Raw genomic sequence first — 20,548 nt, forward strand, 5'->3', positions numbered from 1 at the left:
TTAGAGAGGGTATAATCTAAATACTACAAAAGATAGCAATTGAGGAGGAAAAATCATGTTAGTAGAAGGAAAAAGAAAAGTATCAATAATAGGAGCAGGATTCGTAGGAGCTACTACAGCTTTCGCACTTATGAATAGTGGAATAGCAACAGAAATTTGTATCTATGATATAAATATGGATAAAGCAATGGGAGAGGTAATGGACTTAGTTCATGGAACTTCATTTGTAAAACCAGTAAATGTATATGCCGGATCATTAGAAGAAACTAAAGATTCAGATATAGTTATAATAACAGCAGGAGCAGGACAAAAAGAAGGAGAAACTAGACTAGACTTAATAGAAAAAAATTACAATATATTTAAAGGGTTTGTTCCAGAAATAGCAAAACTTAGCCCAAATTCAATTCTTCTAGTAGTTTCAAATCCTGTAGATGTTTTAGCTCATATAACTTATAAATTATCAGGATTCCCAAAAGAAAGAGTTATAGGTTCAGGAACTGTTTTAGATACATCAAGACTTAAATATGTTCTAGGTAAATATCTAAATGTAAATAATGGTAATATACACTCATATGTTATAGGAGAACATGGAGATAGTGAAGTTGTAACTTGGAGTAATGCAAGAGTGGCAGGAGAGGAAATAGACCTTTATGCTGAGCATGCTGAAGTTGATTGGGATGACGAAATAAAGAGAGTTATTGAAAATGATGTTAAAAATGCAGCATATGAAATAATTAGTAGAAAGAAAGCAACTTATTTTGCAGTTGCACTTGCTGTAAATAATATAGTTGAAGCTATATTTAGAAATTCAAATAGTATATTAACTGTTTCAACACTTTTTGAAGGTCAATATGGAATAAGTGATATGTATTTAGCTATACCAACTGTTGTAAGTAGCAAAGGTGCAACTAGATTAATAGATATTCCATTATCAAAAGATGAAGAAGAAAAGTTAAGAAAATCAGCAGAAATTTTAAAAGGGCATTTAGATAAATGCAATATATAATTTGGAAAAACAAATATTTTTGTAGTGAAAAAACTTTCTCGTTTTGAGAAAGTTTTTTTATTAATATTTAAAATATAGTATTTATATTAATATTATATTTTTAAATAAATTATAAGTAGGAAAAATATCAAGAAAAGTTCATTGAAATGATATTTTATTAAAAGTAAATGTTTTAAATTAAAAATATGAAATATATTAAATATAGTGAATATAATTTTTGAAAAAAGTTTTAGAGTTATATATAATAATATAAAAGATTAAGGAGGCAATTTTATGATTATAGATGGAATAATAATACCAGAAGGATATAAAAGTACATCACTAATAGAAACAGAAAAAAATATAAAAGCAATAAAAGATTTTTTTGAAAGAAAGCTATCAGAAGAATTAAATCTTCTTCGTGTTTCAGCACCTCTTTTTGTTTATAAAGATTCAGGATTAAATGATGATTTAAATGGAATAGAAAGACCTGTTAGTTTCGATGTTTTAAGTACAGGAAAAGAAGTTGAAATAATTCATTCTCTTGCGAAATGGAAAAGAAATAGTCTTTCAAGATATGGATTTAAAGAAGGATATGGACTTTATACAGATATGAATGCAATAAGAAGAGACGAAGAACTTGATAATCTGCATTCTATTTATGTTGACCAATGGGATTGGGAAAGAATAATAAAAAAAGAAGATAGAAACATAGAAACTTTAAAAGATATAGTAAAAAAAATCTATAAAGTATTTAAAGAAACAGAAGCTTTTGTAAATGAAAATTTAATAAAGATAGAAAATCTTTTACCAGAGGAAATACATTTTGTAACATCACAAGAGCTTGAGGATATGTATAGTGAATTAACTCCAAAAGAAAGAGAAGATTCTATTTGTAAAAAGTATAAAGCTGTATTTATAATTGGAATTGGTGGAGAGCTTAAATCAGGAGAAAAACATGATGGAAGAGCACCAGACTATGATGATTGGTCATTAAACGGAGATATTTTATTTTGGAATGATATATTAGACAGAGCTGTTGAATTATCATCAATGGGAGTTAGAGTTGATGAAGAGGCTTTAGAGAGACAATTAAAAATTGCTGGAGCTGAAGAAAGAAAAAAATTAAAATTCCACAAAGATCTTTTAGAAGGAAAGCTTCCATATACAATTGGTGGAGGAATAGGTCAATCAAGAATTTGTATGTATTTCTTAAGAAAAGCGCATATAGGAGAAGTTCAATCATCTGTATGGGATGAAAAAAATATAAATGCATGTTGTGAAAATGGAATAGTTTTATTATAAAAAAATGTATATCTCAGTTTTTGAGATATACATTTTTTTATAAGTTTTTAAAAGTAACCTCACCGCTTAAAACAGGTCTAATTACTCCTTTTGAGTTTTTTATTATAAGTTCACCATTATCATTTATATCAATACAGGTTATTTCTTCACGAGAATTTAATGATACTAGAAAGCCTTTTTTATTTTTTATAATAGAATTATTTTTGCATATAGATACAACTTCTTTTAAATCATATGTTTTTTCAAAATTCTTATAATATTTTTCGAAAATATTATAGAAAGTTCCAATAATTTCACTTCTATTAAAGGTTTTGTTAAATTCAATTTTTAAAGAAGTTCCTGTTGTAAGAGTATTTTCTTCAAAATATGATTTATCTATATTAACGTTTAATCCTAAACCTATAATTAAATAATTTATTTTATCCATATCACAATTCATAGTTGAGAGGATTCCACAGATTTTTTTATTATTTAAATAAAGGTCATTAGGCCATTTTATTTGAGTATTTATATTAAATTTTTTTAGAGTTAAATACATAGATACTACAGCTATTAAAGTTATTTTGTGAGCATGAATAGGTTCAAGATTAGGTGAGAGTATAATTGAATTCCAAATCCCACCTTTAGGAGAAATCCAAACTCTATTAAATCTACCATGACCTGAATTTTGGGTTTCAGATATAACTACAGCTCCATTAATTACTTCGTTTTTACATAATTTTTTTGCATAAGTATTTGTTGAAGATATTTCATTGAAAGAATAAATAGTTTTTCCAATGAATTCAGTTTCTAAATAAGGGGTTATAGTAGTAGTATCTAATATATCAGGAGATGATATAAGCTTGTATCCTTTATTTCTTACACTATCTATTATATATCCACTAGACCTAAGTGAACTTATATGCTTCCAAACAGCATTTCTACTTATATTTAAATTTTTACTAATAGATTCACCAGAAATATAATTATCACTATTTTTTAAATAGGAAAGTACCTTATTTTTCATTTAATAATTTCCTCCAGCTTGTAAAATACTAATTTTATTATATGACAAAAAAAATATATTTTAAACAAAATGCGTAAATATATAATATAAAAAAACCATAAATAGAGGGTATAATAAATAAATTTTAAAAAATATACTGGTTTTATTAAAAATAATTTATTATAATTAAAATATGAATAATATGTATAAATTTTAAATAATATGTATAACTGAAGATTAGGAGGATGGGATGAGTAGGAAAGAAAAAAAAGAAAAAATAAAAAAGACTAAATTGAAAAAAATATTAATAATAGTAGGGATAGTAATAGGAATTATAATAACTTTAGTAGGGGGAGGATATTTATATATAAGAAATAAAATATATAGTAATGATAATATACCTAAAGGTAGTAATGTTGATTTTAAAGAGGTAAATGGAATAACTAATATATTATTAATAGGAACAGATGCTAGAAGTTTAGACGAGCCAGCAAGATCTGATTCAATAATGATATTAACTATTGATAATAATATAAAAAAGATAAAGTTAACTTCTATAATGAGAGATACATTTGTGGATATACCAGGTCACGGAGAAAATAAAATAAATGCAGCTTTATCAATTGGAGGAGTACCACTTTTAATAGATACAATAAATCAGAATTTTTCTATGAATTTAGATAAATATTTAATGGTTAATTTCTGGGGATTTGAATCAATTATAGATATTTTAGGTGGAATAGAAGTAGATATAAAAGATTACGAAATTGATCAATTAAATAAATATATAGGAGAACAGCATGATTCTAAAGAAAAATCTCCTAAAATAGTTCATCCAGGAGTTCAATTATTAGATGGGCAACAAGCATTATCTTATGCGAGAATAAGAAAAACTGGTAATGGAGATTATGAAAGAACAGATAGACAAAGAAGAGTATTAAGTATAATAGCAGAGAAGTTTAAAGATGTAAGTCCACTTAAATATCCTTCTTTTATGACAGAAATGTTACCTCATATAAAAACTAATATAGAACCATTTGCTTTATTAAATTATGCATATACAGCATCTAAATTCCCAAGCTTAGATTTTGAACAACTAAGATTACCTTTAGAAGATTTATCTAAATCTTCACCAAGTTATAAAAGTTTTGGTTGGGTACTTTTAATTGATAAAGAGCAAAATAGTAAAGTTTTAAATGATTTTATTTATAAAGATATAAAACCAAGTTCAGAAAATTATAGTATTCAAGAGTGGAAAGATAAAATTAATACAGAATATTATGGACATAATTTTGATAGTAATTCAGGAGGAGCAAATCAAGTTAATAGCCCTTATGAACCTATGGATGAATATAATAGTTATGGAAGTAGTACTGGAGGATCTACAGGAGGAAGTCATAATGGAACAGGAAGTACTGGGGGATCTACAGAAGGAAGTCATAATGGAACAGGAAATACTGGAGGATCTACAGGAGGAAGCCATACTGGCACAGGAAATACTGGAGAATCCTCAGGAGGAAGTCATGCTGGAACAGGAAGCAATGGAGGATCTACAGGAGGAAATCATACTGGAACAGAAAATACTGGAGGATCCTCAGGAGGAAATCATACTGGAACAGGAAATAATGGGGGATCTACGGGAGGAAGCCAAAATGGCACAGGAAATACTGGAGGATCCTCAGGAGGAAGCCAAAATGGAACAGGAAATACTGGAGGATCTACAGGAGGAAGTCAAAATGGAACAGGAAATACTGGGGGATCCTCAGGAGGAAGCCAAAATGGAACAGGAGGAAGTTCTAATGAAAATAATTCTGGGACATCAGCAAAACCTAGTTCAGGAAATTCTCAAAATCAAGAACATTTAAATGCAGCATAATAAAATTAAAGCACCTTAAAAGGTGCTTTATATTTTCTTACAAAGTAATTAATACTATATACAATGATATATTTATTATGATATAATAGTGAAAATAATATAAGATAAAAGGAGAATTTTGAATGATAAGAAGTATACAAGAAATAATATATTCAATACCAGCTATACTTTTAGCATTTACTTTCCATTCATATGCAAAAGCTAGAGTGGCGGATAAATTAGGAGATAGAACACCAAGGATGCAAGGACGATTAAATTTAAATCCTTTAACACATATAGATCCAATAGGAACATTATTAATATTAGTTTTTGGAATTGGATGGGCAAAACCTGTTGAAACAGATCCAAGAGCATATAAAAATTTTTATAAAGATGATTTAAAGGTAAGTTTATCAGGACCACTTGCAACTTTAGGGGTTGCATTTGTAGCATCTATTGTATTAGCTATTCTTAATATAATAGCTTTTAAATTTAATATAGTTGGAACAATAATGTTTGTTATTATGCAAATGACAAAATATGTTATAACTATAAATGTTAGTCTTTTTGTATTTTATTTATTACCTTTACCAGGATTAGATGGTTTTAATATTTTTAGAGATTTAAGTCCAAAAAACTTTTATAAATATGCAGAACCTATGCTTAGGAATCAATTTCTTATTTTAATAGCAATAATTCTTTTAGCAGGACCTATTATAAGAATACCAGCTAGTTTAATATTAGACTTATTAAATTGGTTTATACATTTAATATTAACTATAGTATTATAAAATAAAAGCTACCAATTAAATTTGGTAGCTTTTTATTTTAAAATTTTTGAATTACTAATTCTTTTTTATAAAGATTTTTAAAGTATTTTGCAGCTCTCATTGCCTGATTTATTTCAAATTCTAAATCAACTCTAGAGTTTAAGTAAATTAAAACTTTATCTGAATTAATTATTACAGAAAAGTCTTTTACTGCTCCTTCAAGGCTTCTATCTAAACCTTCAGCTATTTTTAAAATAGTTCCTATATAATCTATATGCTTAAGATCTGTTTTATTAAGAATTGAATTGTATTGAGATAAAGGAAGTTTAAATTGGTTATTTCTATGATATGCTGCAATAGCTGCACTCATAAGCATTTGTTTATGAGTTAATCCTTTTATTTCAGAGCTTAAAATTATATAAAAACTATGTCTATGATGGTTGTAATAGTCAATACTAGTACCACAATCATGTAAAAGAGCAGCAGTTTTTAAAATATCATCAAATTCATTTCCAAGTTTATGAATAGGCTTTAATTCCTTAAATAACTTTTTAGCAATAAAATAAACTTGATGAGCGTGGGATTTATTTAAATTAAGTTTATCCATTATTCCATTAATAGAATAATCAAGCATATTTTTTTCAGTAATATTAAAGTTATTAAGTATATAATCATACATTAATCCACCACTTAAACCATTTGAAGAAGCAATTACAGATTTTATATTTGATAGCTTTAATATATTTTTTAATATAAGAGTACCACCTACGATTATATTAGCTTCTCTTGTTTTTATTCCATCAATTGTTTTACGTGATTTTAAGTCTTTTCCTATTAAAAAATCAAAATGATTAAAAACATCTACATCATACATTTCGTAATTATGAGCTACATCAAGAGGATATTTCTTTTTAGGTCTATCTATTCTACCTAAAGAACGAACTATAATATCACTAGAGATTATAGAATCAAATGAATTTTCCTTAATCCAAGCACATTCTCTTAATGTTTGAAGAGTTTCTTCTTCAGCACGCTGAATATCTTCTAATGAAATTTCATCAGCTAAATTATAATTTGATGTTATATTTAAATAACCAATAGGAAGGGAAAGACTTTCTTTAATTTTTCCATCCTTTACCCAAGAGATATGTGTTGAGCAACCCTCAATATTTACCAAAAGAGAATTATCAAAATAAATACTATGTGATACTGCTAAGAAATTATAATTTATTTCTTCTTTAACAGTAAGAATCTTAATATCTATTGAAAGTAAATCTTTTATAAGGTCTGCTAAAAGATAGCTGTTAGTGGCTTCACGGAATGTTTCAGTTGCTACTGCAATTATTGTTTTAACACCAGATACTTGGCACATTGCTTTAAATGATTTAAGATTAGCAATGGTTACATTTAATTCTTCTTCAGATAATTTAGTATTATCTAATAAACTTGTGGTTAGTTTAGCAGAAGAATGAATTTCATTTAATATTTTAAAATAGCCATTATCATCAACTTCAGTAAGAGTTAAATTGAAAATGTCTACGCCTATTTCAATAATTCCTATTCTATTCATAACACTACTCCTTTTATTACATAAATTACTATAAATCTCAAAAGGTTTTTTTATTTCGATTTATATTATTATACACCTTTTAAGATAATAAACATTTAAATTAAAGAATATTTAAGGGTTTATTGACACTATGATAATAAATTGTGTATAATTAACAAAAGAAATTTAAATAAATCCTTTGACGAGAAGAGTAACTTTATTAAAATTCTTTTAGCGAATTGGGAATTTGGTGTAAGCCCATAAGAAAGATAAAGTGAAGAGAGCCTCTGAGGAGCACCTGAAATGAGTAAGGATAGCCGCAAAGCAAAGATCTTTGCGTTAACAAAAAGAGAGGCACAAATTTTGTGCAATTAGAGTGGTACCGCGGAACTTATCCGTCTCTTAATTAATTTTAAGAGGCGGTTTTTTTATTATAAAAATACAGGAGGATATAAAATGGATTATAAACAAAAAATAGCTGAGCTTATAAAAACTCAAGTTGATTTAGAATTAGAAGATATTAAAAAACTTATAGAAATTCCACCAAAATCAGATATGGGAGATTATGCATTTCCTTGTTTCCAATTAGCAAAGGTAATGAGAAAAGCTCCAAATATGATTTCAGCTGAATTAAGTGAAAAATTAAGCAAAGAAGGATTTGAAGAAATAAAAGCTTTAGGTCCATATTTAAATTTCTTTGTTGATAAAAGCTCTTTTGCTAAAACTACAATAGAAACAGTTTTAAATGAAGGAGATAAATATGGTTCTTCAAATATAGGTGAAGGTAAAACTGTTTGTGTTGAATATTCATCACCAAATATTGCAAAGCCTTTCCATGTAGGACACCTTTTCACAACTGCTATTGGAAATTCTCTTTATAAATTATTTAAAGAAGAAGGATATAATGTAGTTGGGATAAACCATTTAGGAGATTGGGGAACTCAATTTGGTAAGCTTATATCAGCATATAAAAGATGGGCTGATTTAGATGCTTTAGAAAAAAGTCCTATAGATGAGCTTTTAAGAATATATGTTAAATTCCATAAAGAAGCAGAAAAAGATGAAAGTCTTGTTGATGAAGGAAGAATGTATTTTAAAAAGCTTGAAGATGGAGATAAAGAAGCTACAGAATTATGGCAGAGATTCAGAGAACTTAGCTTAAAAGAGTTTAACAGAGTTTATGACCTTTTAGGAGTTAAATTTGACTCATTAGCTGGGGAAGCTTTTTATAATGATAAAATGGATAAAGTTGTAGAAGGTCTTAAAGAAAAAAATCTTCTTGTTGAAAGTAATGGGGCACAAGTTGTAATGCTTGATGATTATAATATGCCACCTTGTATAGTATTAAAAGGTGATGGAGCTACTATTTATGCTACAAGAGATCTTGCAGCAGCAAATTATAGAAAAGAAAATTATAATTTTGATAAGAGTATATATGTAGTTGGAACTCCTCAAGCACTTCATTTTAAACAAGTATTTAAAGTTTTAGAACTTGAAGGAAAAGAATGGGCTAAAGATTGTGTTCACGTTGGATTTGGATTAGTTAAATTCCCAGATGGAGGAATGTCAACTAGAAAAGGAAATGTAGTATTATTAGATGATCTTTTAAGAGAAGCTGTAGAAAAAACTCTTGAAGTTATAAATGAAAAGAATCCAGAGCTTGAAAATAAAGAAGAAGTTGCTAAGAAAATAGGAATAGGTGCTGTTGTATTCACATATCTTAAAAACTCAAGAGAAAAAGATATTATCTTTGATTGGAAAGAAATACTTTCATTTGAAGGAGAAACAGGACCATATGTTCAATATTCATATGCTAGAGCAAATTCAATTTTAACTAGAGCTGGAGAAATAGACTATTCAAAAGTTGATTATTCAAAATTAAATTCAAAAGAAGAATTTGAATTAATAAAAACATTAGAAAGCTTTAAAAAGAATATTCATAGTGCAATTGAAAAACTTGAACCATGTGTAGTAACTAGATATTCAATAGAAGTAGCTAAAGCATTTAATAAATTCTATAATGCACATTCAGTATTAAACTTAGAAGATGAAAGTTTAAAACAATCAAGACTTGCACTTGTTAAGGCTAGTTGCCAAGTAATTAAAAATGCACTAGCATTAATAGGAATAGAAGTAGTAGAAAAAATGTAATAAAAATATTCAAAAATCACACTATAAATTTATAGTGTGATTTTTTTTAATAAAGCATTTATGATATTAATTATTATAAATTAAAAAATAGATTAAATTATTTTTTTTACTATTTCAATATAGTCTTTTGCATATTTGGATAGGTAGAAACCTTTTCTATAAGCAACTACTAATTTAATTTTAGAATTTTTATTGCCTATAGAAAAATAGGAAGGTTTATTTTCTATTGACATATGTTTAAGGTGATTTTCTAAAACGAAACAAACTCCAAAATTAGAAGTTGCTAGCCTAACAGAAGCTTCTAAATTTCGTGTTTGAAAAATTTCGGAAGGTTTAAATTTATAATAACTAAATATTTTTTCTGATATTTGGCGTGTTCTTTGACCAGGAAATTGTAGAATAAATCTTTCATTAAAAAATTTTCTTATATCAATCCAAGGAAATTTAAAACCTTCAATTGCTTTGCCTTCTTTACATAATGGATGATTACAACTTGTTACTAAAACTATCTCCTCATCTCTTAAAATTTCATAATCTAAATCTTTACTATTAATAGGGGTGTTTAAAATAGCTATATCAGCTTCACCATTTAGCAATAGACTTTCTAAATCAGATGAATAATCTTCAATTAAATTTATTTCTACATTAGGATATTTTTCTTTAAATTTTGGTATAGTAGATGGAATCATATATGAACCTCTTGTGTATGGAAAAGCTATGTTAAGTCTTCCTTTTTGGAGATCATTAATATCTTGTATTTGAGAATCTAATTTATCTTTCAATATTAAAATTTCTTTAGCATTTTTTACATAACATTCTCCAGCATAAGTTAATACAAATCTATTACCCAATCTATTAAATAATTTTATATTTAAAGTATCTTCTAAATTTTTTATATATTTACTTAATGAGGGTTGAGATATGTATAAAGCTTGAGCTGCTTTAGTTATATTTTTATATTTACTTACTGCAATGACATAACGAAGTTCTTTAAAATCCATTAAGATCATCAACTCCTAAAATATTTATTTAAGATTATCATACATTAAAGAATAAAACTTAACAATACAATTAGATAATACATTATAGCTTTAATGAATGAAAAATATTCAAATAATGTATTGGACGAATATTTTTAGCTGTAATAGTATTAAATTAAATAAGAAAGTGGAAATGTTTGGAGTGATGAAATGGTTACTTTAATAAAAGATAAGGTTTGGATTTTAAATAATGAAATTATAGAATTTGATAAAAATAATATTAATTATGAAATTTCTGATGAAGAAGGAAAAAACAATACAATAGCATGGCAAATAATTAGTTCTCATAATACATCAGGAGATAATAAACATTTGAAATTAAAGTTTGATTCACTTACTTCACATGATATTACTTATGTTGGGGTAATTCAAACTGCAAAAGCAAGTGGACTTAAGAAATTTCCAATTCCATATGTTTTAACTAATTGTCATAATTCTTTATGTGCAGTTGGGGGAACTTTAAATGATGATGATCATTTATTTGGATTAACAGCAGCAAAAAAGTATGGAGGAATTTATGTGCCTCCAAATCAAGCAGTAATTCATCAATATATGAGAGAAGTAATGGCAGGCTGTGGGAAGATGATACTAGGAACAGATAGTCATACTAGATATGGAGCACTTGGGACAATGGGAATTGGAGAAGGTGGAGGAGAAATAGTAAAGCAACTTCTTCAAAATACTTATGATATATATAGACCAGAAGTAATAGCAATTTATTTACAAGGAAAACCTAAAAGAGGAATTGGGCCACAAGATATTGCTTTAGCTATAATAAGAGAGGTTTTTAGCTGTTCTTTTGTAAAAAATAAAATAGTTGAATTTATAGGACCGGGAATTAAAAATCTTTCAATGGATTTTAGAAATGGAATAGATGTAATGACAACTGAAACAGCTTGTTTAAGTTCAATTTGGTGTACTGATGAAAAGGTAAATGAATATTTTAAAATTCATAAAAGACCAGAAGATTATAAAGAATTAAGACCAAAGGATTTAGCTTTATATGATGGTTTAGTAAAGGTTGAACTTGATAAAATAGAATCTATGATAGCATTGCCTTTTCATCCAAGCAATGCTTATACAATAAAAGAGTTAAATGACAATTTAGAAGAAATATTAAAGGAAACAGAAAGAAAAGCTAACCTACAAATAATGAATTCTAATATAAAAGTAAATTTAAGAAATAAAATTATAGATGGAAGATTGAAAGTAGATCAAGGTGAAATAGCAGGATGTGCAGGTGGAATGTATGAGAATATTAAGGCTGCTATGGAAATTTTAAAAGGGCATCAACTTACTAATGATTATTATTCTTTAAATATATATCCAGCAAGCACTCCAATTTATACAAAAATTATGGAGGATGGAAGTGCTATAGAACTTATAAAAAGTGGAGCAATAATAAAGACAGCTTTTTGTGGACCATGCTTTGGAGCAGGAGATGTGCCAGCAAATGGCTCTTTATCAATAAGGCATACAACAAGAAATTTCCCTAATAGGGAAGGTTCAAAACCTAGTGAAGGACAGATAGCTACAGTTGCTCTTATGGATGCGCGTTCAATTGCAGCTACATCATTAAATGGGGGTTTTTTAACTGCTGCTACTGATTTAGATTTTGATGAATTTGAAAAAAAATATACATTTGATGATTCTTCTTATAGCAGAGTATATAATGGGTTTAGAAAAGAAAAAAAAGATGAGAAATTAATAGTAGGACCTAATATATCAGAATGGCCAGAAATGACAAGGTTAAATGAAAATATTTTATTAAAGGTAGCTTCAGTAATAGAAGATCCAGTTACAACTACAGATGAATTGATTCCTTCAGGGGAAGCTTCAACATATAGATCAAATCCAATTAAAATGGCTGAATTTACTCTTTCAAGAAGAGATCCAGGGTATTTACCAATTGCAAAAGAAATGAAAAATTTAGAAAAAGAAAGAATTGAATTCATTAAAGAAGGAAAAATAACTGATAATTTAAGAAAAGTTATAAATATAGTTAATAAAGAAAATGTAGAAGATTTTCTTTATAATACTTCATTTGGTAGTGTTATTTATGCTGTAAAACCAGGTGATGGTTCAGCAAGAGAACAAGCTGCTTCTTGCCAAAAAGTTTTAGGTGGACTTGCAAATATATGTGTGGAGTATGCTACAAAAAGATATAGATCAAATTTAATAAATTGGGGCATAATTCCATTTACTGCTGATAAAAATTTAATATCCGAACTTTCAAAAGAAGATTATATTTATATAGAGAATATTAAGTCTAAACTTTTAAATGGAGATAAAACTGTTATTGCGAAATTAATAAAAAGTACAGAGCAAAAAGATATAGAATTAAGTATAAAAGATATTTCAAAAGAAGAAAAAGAAATATTATTAGAAGGATGCTTAATTAATTATTATAAAAATATAAAATAATATATGTAAAATATATGGGATTAAATAAAAATTTTTAGTTTAAATATAATTTAATATTGAGAGAACTTCTATAATATTTTTAAAAATATATAGAAGTTCTTTTTATATTAAATTATAAATAAATTAATTTTAAGTTATTTATAAATAGTTTAATGTTATGTAAATGAGGTTAAAATGAAAATTTATTTTTAAATTTTTACAAAATATTGAAAAAAGCTTTGGAAACGTATAAAATTATTTATAATATATAAATTTAGAAAAGTAAACAAAATTTATTATAAATTATAGAAAATATATTTGATGTATCTATATATAGGGAGGAGAAATGATGTTTGATAAAAGTGTAAAGTTGAAAAATGGTGTTTATATGCCAGTATTAGGCTTTGGGACATATAAGATTGAAGATGGAGAAAAAACTGTACAGGCTGTTAAAAATGCATTAAAAATTGGATATAGACATATTGATTGTGCATCATTTTACGGAAATGAAGCAAGTGTAGGAAAAGCAATTAGAGAAAGTGGCGTAAAAAGAGAAGATATTTTTATAACAAGTAAAGTTTGGAATACTGAACAAGGATATGAAAATACATTATTTGCTTTTGAAAAAACAATAAGTAAACTAGGCACAGATTATTTAGATTTATATCTTATTCACTGGCCAAAAGAATTAAATGAAGAGACTTGGAGGGCTTTAGAAACTCTTTATAAAGAAGGAAGAGTTAGAGCAATTGGAGTTTCAAATTTTAAAGAACATCATTTAGAAGAAATAATAGCTGGAGCAGAGATAGTTCCAATGGTAAATCAAGTAGAATTTCATCCAAGATTTCCTCAAGATGGATTATTAGAATTTTGTAAAAAAAATAAAATACAAGTTGAAGCATGGGGACCATTAATGAGAGGAAATGTATTTGAAATAGACCTTTTAAAAGAATTAGCAGAAAAATATAATAAAACTATATCTCAGATAGTTTTAAGATGGGATTTACAAATGGGAGTTGTGACTATTCCAAAGTCAGTAAATAAGAAAAGAATAAAAGAAAATTCAAATATATTTGATTTTGAGCTTAGTGAAGCAGATATGGAAAAAATAAAACAATTAAATACTAGTGAAAGAATTGGGCCAGATCCTGATAACATAACATTTTAAATATAAAATTTTAATTATTATATAAGTTAAAATAATAGACTGTAGATTAAAATTTTGATAAAATTGTTTTAACAAGGTATGGTATATATTATTTAAAAAGGAAAATCCTACAGTTTTACTCTGTAGGATTTATTTTTTAGGGGGAGATTATGAGAAAAAGTAAAGAGTTACTTTTATTAAGATATTTATCTTTTTTTATTTTAATAATTCAAATGTTTAGTAATGAAGTAAAAGTAAAAGGATTAGTTTTTATATTACTATTTTTAATAAATAATAATATAAGGTTATTTTATTTAAAAAGTGATTTAAAAATATCTTTATCAATTATTATAGAATTTTTATGTATTCCTATAGCTTGCTTAAATTTAGGTGGTAATATTATTTTTTGTCTAATTGGAATAGTTATAGATTTATTTTCTTTGAAAAATAAAATAATAAAAAATATTTTTATATTTATTATTTTAGTAATGTCTATATCACCAATATTAGCAAAAGGAACTGAAAATGGAATAATTAATTTATTAGTTATAGGTGTATTATTTATTCTTTTAAATTACATACAAAAACTTTACGATACAAAGTTAAAGTCACAAAAGCTTTATGATAAATTAAGAATATCAGAAGAAAAACTTATAGAAGCTAATAAAGAATTAGAAGGATATTTAATTTCAATTGAAGAGTTAACTTTATTAAAAGAAAGAAATAGAATTTCTAGAGAAATTCATGATAGTGTTGGACATGCTTTATCTACTGCTATGATTCAGCTTTCAGCTATGGAAGCTGTTGCTAAAAAAGAAAATAGTACATTAGAAATAATGGCAAAAAATTTAAGAGATTTTATAAATGAAAGTTTTCAAGATGTTAAAAGAGCTGTAAGAGAAATTAAGCCAGAAGAATATCATTCTTATGAAGGAATTTTTAGAATTCAAGAAGTGTGTAGGAATTTTGAAAAGATGACTGGAGTAAAAATAAAAGAAACTATATCTAAAGGTGAATGGGGACTTAATTCAAAGCAAACATCACACTTATATAGAATAACACAAGAGATATTATCAAATTCTTTAAGGCATGGAAAAGCTGATAGAATAAGAGTTATTATGAATTTTACAGAAGATGAATTTATAATTTCATTTAAAGATAATGGAATTGGAATAGAAAATATAGAAGAAAAGGGATTAGGTCTTAAAAATATAAGGGAAAGAATTGAGGAACTTGGCGGAAGTGTATTTATGGAATCAAAATTAAACGAAGGATTTTTTGTTAAAATTATTGTGCCAAGAGAGAGGGAGGTTTAAAGTGAATAAAATTAAACTTTTAATTGTAGATGATGAAAAATTAATTAGAGAAGGACTTAAGGTAATGTTATCATTGTTTGATGATATAGAAGTAGTTGGAACTTTAGAAAATGGATATAAGGCTTTAGAATTTTGTAAGGCAAATGAAGTAGATGTAGTTCTTATGGATATAAGAATGAAAGATTGTGATGGAGTTATGGGAACAAGACTTATAAAAGAACAATTTTCAAAAATAAAAGTTCTTATTTTAACAACTTTTAAGGATAAAGAATATATAAATGAAGCATTAAAGTACGGTGCTTTTGGATATCTTTTAAAAGATAGTTCTCATGATGTTATTTATGAAGGAATAAAGGCAGCCTATAAAGGAAATATGGTTGTGCATCCTGATGTGGCAACTGAAATGTTAAAAGGAAAAGATATAGTTAAAAATAATATAGAAAAATTTTCTCTTTCAGAGAAAGAAATAAAAATAATTGAGAATATAGGAAATGGATTAACAAATAAAGAAATTTCAGAAGTATTATTTTTATCAGAAGGAACAATAAAAAATAACATAACAAGCATATTATCAAAATTAGAACTTAGAGATAGAACTCAAATTGCAATTTTCGCATTTAAAAATGGAATAGTGACTTAAGTCATTCAATTTATGACTTTAATATATATTTAACCTTCAAAATTTATCTTATTATAATATCAAGATGAATTTATGGAGGTTTTTTTATGAGTATAGTAAAAATAAAAAATGTAACAAAAAGATTTGATGATAAATTAGTTTTAGATAATATTAGTTTTGAGGTATATGAAGGAGAAATATTCGGATTTATTGGTCCAAATGGTGCTGGAAAATCTACTTTAATAAATATAATTACATCTCTTTTATCTCCTGATAGTGGAGAAATAAAAATATGTGGTTATGATATTGTAAATGAAAGTATAAGAGCAAAAGAAAATATAGGATATGTTCCTCAAGACTTAGCTTTATTAGAGGGACTTACAGCTTTTGATAATTTAGAGTTTTTTGGAGCTTTATATGGATTAAAAGGAAAATTATTAAAAGAAAGAATAAACGAAGCTTTAGAAATATCTGGACTTACAGAAAAGAAAAAAGAAAAAGTAAAAAAGTTTTCAGGAGGAATGAAAAGAAGATTAAATATAGCTATTGGAATATTAAATCATCCTAAAGTTTTAATTTTAGATGAGCCAACAGTTGGGATTGACCCTCAATCTAGAAATCATATATTTACATTTATAAAAAGAATAAGTAAAGAATGGGGGACAACTGTTATTTATACATCTCACTATATGGAAGAAGTAGAGGAACTTTGTAATAGAGTTTTTATTATAGATTTAGGACAAGAAATAGCTTATGGAACAAAAAATGAAATTAAAAATTCAGTTTCTTCAAATAATAAAATTTCTATAGAATTAGAAAAAGTAAGTGGAGAAGTTATTTTGGATTTAAGAGAAATTAAAGGAATATTAAATGTCTTAGATAAAGAAAATGAAATTATATTAACTATAGATAAAGATTTTAAAATAGGAAATGCTCTTTCAGTATTAGAAAATAGAAATATAGATATAAAGAAGATAAGTTATGAGGAAGTTAAGCTTGAAGATATATTCTTAACTTTAACAGGAAAATCTTTGAGAGATTAGGAGGAAATAAAATGAGGTTATTATATTATATAAAAACTACATTAAAGGGACTAGCATCTAATATTATCGTAACATCCTCATATTTTATTATTTTTCCAGTAATATTATCTTTAGTAATGGGGTTTACAAAAGAAATTAGTCATAGTAATCCAATGGACATAAAGAGATTGGAGATAAATATAATTGATGAAGATAATAGTAAGATGTCTAAGAAATTAATAAAATTCTTAGAAAGTGATAATTTAAAAGAATTTTTAAAAATAGATTCTGAAGCTAAATCAAGTCTTACTATAAAAAAAGGATATGAAAATGAACTTTTATCATTAAAGAGTGGAGATTTAATTTTAAATCAAAAAGATAATAAAAATAGTTATGGAATAAATATTTTAAAGTCTGTATTAGATAAATATCATGAAAATATTTATGCATCTTTAAAAAATAATAAAGCTTTAGAAATAACTAATATAAACAATTCTTCTGTTATAAAAACGAATATTATAGAAAAACAAGAAAGTAAAAATTTTTATAAAGAAACAATAGCTTCTATGATTGGATTTATAATTAGTTCACTTATCTATATGACAAATAAATCTAATAAAGAAGAGATGGGTGAAAATTTATATAGAAGATTGATTTCTCTTCCAATAACAAGAACTAAAATCTATCTATATGAAGGAGTATCAACAGGAATACACACATTCATAATAATTTTTATTTATATATTTTTCTTTAGATTATCAGGCATTGCATTTGATGGAAATTTAATAGATTTATTAATATTAATTTTGACAGGAATATTTTTAGTAGTAGGTGTAGTTTCAGCATTACAATCTTTATTTGGTAAGAAATTTTCTAATATATTTGGAATAGGAATTTTCCTTTTATTTATCTTTGCAGGAAAAGCATTTGGTGGAATTGGAAGAGGCTTAGGATTAGTTTCACCAATGGAATTTTTAGAAAGAGCATTTGAATATTATGTTTTAAATGGAAGCATACAAGGGTGTGAAAATTTGATAGGAATTACATTCTTAATATCAATTGTATTATTTTTAATAGGATTATTGAAAGTAAAGTTTATCAGGGAGAGAAGTATATGAAATTATTAAATCTTATTTTAGTAAATATAAAAAGGCAATTAAAGAATCCAGCAATACTACTTATGTTGATTTTATTTCCTTTAGGAATGTTGTTATTCTTAAATGGTTCAGATAATGAAAAAATAGACAAGATAGGAATAATAAATAATGAAAATTCTATTCAATCAGAAAAGTTAATAAATAATCTAAAAGAACGATATGAAATAAGAGAATTAACGGGAAAAATAAATGATAATTTAGAATTAATTGAGAATAATGAGCTTACAGGTATATATGTTATTCCAAATGATTTTGAAAATAAATTAAATAAAGGAGAAATTCCGAATATAGAGGTTTATAAGAAAGAAGATTCTTTAGGTACTTTAATGTCAGATAGTATAATAGAAAGTTTTATTAAAGATAGCTTAAAAGAAAGGAATAGTAATGGAATAAACGATAATTATATAAAAACAGAAATTGAAAAAAAAGAAATAAATGATAAACAAAATGAAGGATTTAATGTAATAATGATATGTTATTTTATGTTCATGGGTGGTTCTATAATATCAGAAGAGATTATTAATTTAAAAAATCAAAATGTATTAAAAAGAATGATTACTACTTCAAATACAGATAAAGAAATTTTAGGAAGTCTTTTCATATCTAGTTTTTTAATACAAGGAATATTAAGTTCACTAGTATATGTAACAGTAGTTAAATTATTAAAAATTGAGAATTCAAATATACCTTTAGGAATATTAACTATATTTTTAAGTAGTATTGTTTCAACATCAATTATAATTGCAGTTACAAGATGGATAAGAAATATAACTTTAGCAAGTCTTGCGATGGTGATTTTTTCTCTAATAATGTTTTGCTTAGGTACATTTAATTCAAATATAGACGTTCTGAAAAATCCTCCAGCTATTTTTAAAGTTGGTATAGTATCACCTTTTTATTGGATGTTAAAAATAATTGAAACAGAAAATTTAATAATTCCAGTTATAATTTTAATTTTAATGTCTTTAGTATTCTTTACATTAGGTAGTTTTAAATTAAGAGATTTTGTAAAAGAATAAATTAAATTTGAAATTTATATAAAGTCTTTCTATGAATTAATTTTGTAGAAAGACTTATTTTTATAGTAATAAATGCTTCTTTAAAAATATTTACGTTTAATTATAAATAAATCTTAAAATAAAAAAATTTAATATATTAAAAAAATAGTAAAATAATGTATAATTATAAATGAGGTTAGGTTTTGGGAGGAAAAAAATGAAGAAGCATATTTTAATTGTAGATAATAATATTCTCAATTTAAAGCTATTAGAAAATTTTTTAGAGGGGATTTATAAAATAACTTTAATGAATTCTGGAATAGAAGCTATAAAGTTTTTAATTAATAATAAAGTGGATTTAATATTAGTTGATATAAATATGCCCAATATGAATGGATACGAAACTGTAAAAAAAATAAAAGGTAATGTTAATTTAAAAGATATTCCAGTAATATTTTTAACGTCAAAAGTAAACTATGAAATTGAAGCTAAAATAATAGAACTTGGAGCAGTAGATTTTGTAAGAAAACCATTTGTAAAACAAATGCTAAGAAATAAAATTAAAATATACTTAGAAGTGGAAAGCTGTAGAAAAAATTTAGATGAAAAAATAAATCGATTACAAGATGTAATAATTATATCTCTTGCAGAACTTGTTGAATGTAGAGATGAGAATACAGGAGGGCATGTAAAGCGAACAGCGAAATATGTAAAAATCTTAACAGAAGCTTTACTTGAAGAAAAAGTATATGAAAATATTTTAACAAAAGAATATGCATATGATTTAATTAAATCAGCACCATTGCATGATATAGGGAAAATAGGAATAAGTGATGCCACTTTACTTAAGAATGGTTCTTTAGATGATGAAGAATTTGAATTTATGAAACAACATACTACTTTAGGAGCATTAGCACTTCAAAAGATGATTGATGAATCAAATGGAGAAAGTTTTTTATATTTAGCAAAAGATATGGCTAAATATCATCATGAAAAATGGGATGGGACAGGTTATCCAGATAGACTAAAAGGAGAAGAAATTCCACTTTGTGCAAGAATAATGGCAATTGGAGATGTTTATGATGCATTAACAACTAAAAGACCTTATAAAAAAGCATTTAGTCATGATGAATCAATTAAGATTATTTTAAAGGGAAAAGGAAGTAGCTTTGACCCAAAAATAATAGAAGTTTTTGAAAAAATAAGTTATAAATTTAAAATAGAAAAAGAAGCTTTATAATAAAAT

Annotated in this window: 16 protein-coding genes and 1 other annotated feature; of the genes, 13 read left to right on the forward strand and 3 right to left on the reverse strand. The window is 25.7% G+C overall.

The genetic code is table 11. From position 1 onward, the window contains the following. The first annotated feature begins 55 nt into the window (after positions 1-55). Entirely contained in the window at positions 56-1,006 is a 951-nt protein-coding gene (locus HMPREF1092_RS03275) for an L-lactate dehydrogenase (RefSeq protein WP_002597178.1), read from the forward strand. A gap of 273 nt (positions 1,007-1,279) precedes the next feature. Further along, positions 1,280-2,290 (forward strand): aspartate--ammonia ligase, encoded by a 1,011-nt coding sequence (gene asnA / locus HMPREF1092_RS03280; protein ID WP_002597179.1) that lies wholly within the window; start codon positions 1,280-1,282, stop codon positions 2,288-2,290. A 37-nt stretch (positions 2,291-2,327) separates the two neighbouring features. Here asnA and HMPREF1092_RS03285 read toward each other — a convergent pair whose 3' ends face one another. Further along, positions 2,328-3,296 carry a biotin--[acetyl-CoA-carboxylase] ligase gene (locus tag HMPREF1092_RS03285; RefSeq protein ID WP_002597180.1) on the reverse strand — a complete coding sequence of 323 codons (969 nt, stop codon included), beginning with the start codon at positions 3,294-3,296 and terminating at the stop codon, positions 2,328-2,330. A gap of 229 nt (positions 3,297-3,525) precedes the next feature. On the opposite strand from HMPREF1092_RS03285, the gene HMPREF1092_RS16420 reads away from it, so the two are divergent. Next, positions 3,526-5,151, forward strand: coding sequence for an LCP family protein (locus HMPREF1092_RS16420; RefSeq protein ID WP_002597181.1), 1,626 nt, complete (start codon positions 3,526-3,528; stop codon positions 5,149-5,151). A 122-nt stretch (positions 5,152-5,273) separates the two neighbouring features. Beyond that, positions 5,274-5,921, forward strand: a complete 648-nt coding sequence (locus HMPREF1092_RS03300) for a site-2 protease family protein (protein WP_002597182.1) — start codon at positions 5,274-5,276, stop codon at positions 5,919-5,921. Between the two features lie 37 nt (positions 5,922-5,958). Here HMPREF1092_RS03300 and HMPREF1092_RS03305 read toward each other — a convergent pair whose 3' ends face one another. Next, positions 5,959-7,470: a Ppx/GppA phosphatase family protein gene (locus tag HMPREF1092_RS03305; protein WP_002597183.1), complete on the reverse strand. Its 1,512-nt coding sequence runs from the start codon at positions 7,468-7,470 to the stop codon at positions 5,959-5,961. 169 nt (positions 7,471-7,639) lie between these two features. Next, positions 7,640-7,855 (forward strand) — a binding site (T-box leader). Positions 7,856-7,905: 50 nt separating this feature from the next. On the opposite strand from HMPREF1092_RS03305, the gene argS reads away from it, so the two are divergent. Beyond that, on the forward strand, positions 7,906-9,600 hold the full coding sequence (gene argS, locus HMPREF1092_RS03310) for an arginine--tRNA ligase (RefSeq protein ID WP_002597184.1): 1,695 nt from the start codon (positions 7,906-7,908) through the stop codon (positions 9,598-9,600). 92 nt (positions 9,601-9,692) lie between these two features. On the opposite strand, the gene HMPREF1092_RS03315 is transcribed toward argS, so the two are convergent. After that, the gene (locus HMPREF1092_RS03315) at positions 9,693-10,601 is read right to left on the reverse strand and encodes a LysR family transcriptional regulator (RefSeq protein WP_002597185.1); all 909 of its coding nucleotides are present in this window, start codon (positions 10,599-10,601) and stop codon (positions 9,693-9,695) included. Between the two features lie 189 nt (positions 10,602-10,790). On the opposite strand from HMPREF1092_RS03315, the gene HMPREF1092_RS03320 reads away from it, so the two are divergent. From HMPREF1092_RS03320 to HMPREF1092_RS03355, 8 genes are all read left to right on the forward strand, one after another. Then, entirely contained in the window at positions 10,791-13,064 is a 2,274-nt protein-coding gene (locus tag HMPREF1092_RS03320; protein WP_002597186.1) for a hydratase, read from the forward strand. 328 nt (positions 13,065-13,392) lie between these two features. Next, positions 13,393-14,211, forward strand: coding sequence for an aldo/keto reductase (locus tag HMPREF1092_RS03325; RefSeq protein ID WP_002597187.1), 819 nt, complete (start codon positions 13,393-13,395; stop codon positions 14,209-14,211). Between the two features lie 149 nt (positions 14,212-14,360). Further along, positions 14,361-15,506: a sensor histidine kinase gene (locus HMPREF1092_RS03330; RefSeq protein ID WP_002597188.1), complete on the forward strand. Its 1,146-nt coding sequence runs from the start codon at positions 14,361-14,363 to the stop codon at positions 15,504-15,506. A gap of 1 nt (position 15,507) precedes the next feature. After that, the gene (locus tag HMPREF1092_RS03335) at positions 15,508-16,146 is read left to right on the forward strand and encodes a response regulator transcription factor (RefSeq protein ID WP_002597189.1); all 639 of its coding nucleotides are present in this window, start codon (positions 15,508-15,510) and stop codon (positions 16,144-16,146) included. An 86-nt stretch (positions 16,147-16,232) separates the two neighbouring features. Then, entirely contained in the window at positions 16,233-17,168 is a 936-nt protein-coding gene (locus HMPREF1092_RS03340; protein ID WP_002597190.1) for an ABC transporter ATP-binding protein, read from the forward strand. Positions 17,169-17,179: 11 nt separating this feature from the next. Further along, positions 17,180-18,265 (forward strand): ABC transporter permease, encoded by a 1,086-nt coding sequence (locus HMPREF1092_RS03345; protein ID WP_002597191.1) that lies wholly within the window; start codon positions 17,180-17,182, stop codon positions 18,263-18,265. Beyond that, entirely contained in the window at positions 18,262-19,323 is a 1,062-nt protein-coding gene (locus HMPREF1092_RS03350) for an ABC transporter permease (protein WP_002597192.1), read from the forward strand. Before HMPREF1092_RS03345 ends, HMPREF1092_RS03350 begins: the two co-directional genes overlap by 4 nt. A gap of 196 nt (positions 19,324-19,519) precedes the next feature. Beyond that, positions 19,520-20,542 carry an HD domain-containing phosphohydrolase gene (locus HMPREF1092_RS03355; protein ID WP_002597193.1) on the forward strand — a complete coding sequence of 341 codons (1,023 nt, stop codon included), beginning with the start codon at positions 19,520-19,522 and terminating at the stop codon, positions 20,540-20,542. Positions 20,543-20,548: the final 6 nt, after the last annotated feature.

Origin of the sequence: Clostridium thermobutyricum, assembly GCF_000371465.1 — a bacterium.
Taxonomy (GTDB): Bacteria; Bacillota; Clostridia; order Clostridiales; family Clostridiaceae; genus Clostridium; species Clostridium thermobutyricum.